The sequence below is a fragment of the Streptomyces sp. NPDC127092 genome (assembly GCF_042722475.1).
Classification (GTDB): Bacteria; Actinomycetota; Actinomycetes; order Streptomycetales; family Streptomycetaceae; genus Streptomyces.
In genome coordinates, this window is the sequence record NZ_JBHXFE010000216.1 from 1 (window position 1) to 1,474 (window position 1,474).

The 1,474-nt window shown below is 61.7% G+C and carries 2 protein-coding genes; both read right to left on the reverse strand.

Annotated elements, in window-relative coordinates; genetic code table 11:
- Positions 1-298: 298 nt before the first annotated feature.
- Positions 299-949: an IS630 family transposase gene (locus ACFWJO_RS39035; protein WP_241769629.1), complete on the reverse strand. Its 651-nt coding sequence runs from the start codon at positions 947-949 to the stop codon at positions 299-301.
- Positions 853-1,380, reverse strand: coding sequence for a winged helix-turn-helix domain-containing protein (locus ACFWJO_RS39040; protein WP_378498102.1), 528 nt, complete (start codon positions 1,378-1,380; stop codon positions 853-855). Before ACFWJO_RS39040 ends, ACFWJO_RS39035 begins: the two co-directional genes overlap by 97 nt.
- Between the last annotated feature and the right edge of the window lie 94 nt (positions 1,381-1,474).

Consider the following 1,474-nt stretch of genomic DNA (forward strand, 5'->3'; position numbering starts at 1 on the left):
GTGTAGTTCCGACGATCGTGCCCACCAGCCCGGCAAGGGTCGCCGTCGTCAAACTCGCAGCGTTTCGGTCCCACTCTTCGGCGAGCGCCGGAACGATGAATCCGATTATGAGGGAGTCGAATCCAGCGATTATCGCGAACCAGGCACACGGTGAGTGCTCGCTGCTGCAGCGGTGACACCGTTGAATCGTCGATGAGTGCTTGTACATCCAGATTCGGGGAGCGATCACGCATGTTCTCAACGCTTTCGAATGTGGTGGAACGCATTAAAGATGTTTCGGTAATTGAGTGAGAACTGATCATAAGGAAAGTCCGGTGTGGTCGAGGAAGCTGTGACACAGGTCGTAGCTCGAACCGATCCGAGTCAGCCCGGACTCGGTCGCGATGCGGACCTCGTCGAGGGTATCGGGGCACAGGTTGGCCAGTTCGGTGGATTTCATGTTGCCCCAGACCTGTTCGATGGGATTGAGCTCAGGAGCATAAGCCGGCAGGCGTTCGACGTGGAGCCAGTCGCGTTGGGTGTCCAGCCACGCGGTCATCGCGCGGGACCGGTGGGCCATGAGCCCGTCCCAGATCACGATGACCTTCTCGCCGGCGAAATGGGTGCGTAGTTCGGTGAGGAACTCGATGAGCTTGTCGGTGTTGTAGGCGCCGTCGGTCATGGAGAACACGAATGCGCTGCGACTGCGGTCGTGTCGATAGGCCAGGACTCCGGCCATGGACATGCGTTTCCAGGAGAATCGGTGATGCAGAACCGGTGTCACGCCTTTCGGCGCCCAGGTTGCTCGGACCACCGGGAGCAGCGACACACCGCTTTCGTCCTGGAAGCAGATCCATGCACCCTGGCGCCGCGCTATTTTTTTATCCGCGGCCACTCGTTCTCGCGCCAGGCGACGATGGCGTCCTCGTCGCGTTCGACTGCCCGCCGTGCGGGACGTTGCCGGCTCCAGCCCAGCCTGGTCCGCAGGATCGTCCAGGTCTGGGTAGGTCCGTAGGTCACGCCGGTGAGCCGCTCGATCACGATCGCGACCCTGCCCAGGGTCCACACTCCGGTCGCGAAGCCGTGAGCCTGGGGTCCTTTGAGTAATTCCTCTCGGATCGCGGCGATCTGGGCGTCATCGAGCCGGGGCCGGCGTCCCGCGCGACCGGCACCTTCCAATGCCTCGTTGCCTCCTTCGATCCACTGTCGATGCCAGCGTGAGGCGGTCTGCTGGGAGACCTCCAACTCGACCGCGACATCGATCTGTCGTCGTCCTGCGGCAAACATCTCCGCGGCCTGCATCCGCCGGTCACGCAACGCCTCGAGATCACGGCGACCGCCGCGCTGCTTGACTTTCCGGGCGTCGGACTCCTCGCCGGAACCGGTTTCCTTCCCTGCCATTCATCAATGATCAAGCAGCACGGTGCAAATCACGCGCAACGACACACTCTATTACCGAAGCATCTTTAAGCAGCCAGATCGTCCACGAGGAGTC

Bases quoted from the DNA above. Each gene is read 5' to 3' on its own strand.
- ACFWJO_RS39040 (WP_378498102.1), bottom strand. From the start codon at position 1,380: ATGGCAGGGAAGGAAACCGGTTCCGGCGAGGAGTCCGACGCCCGGAAA.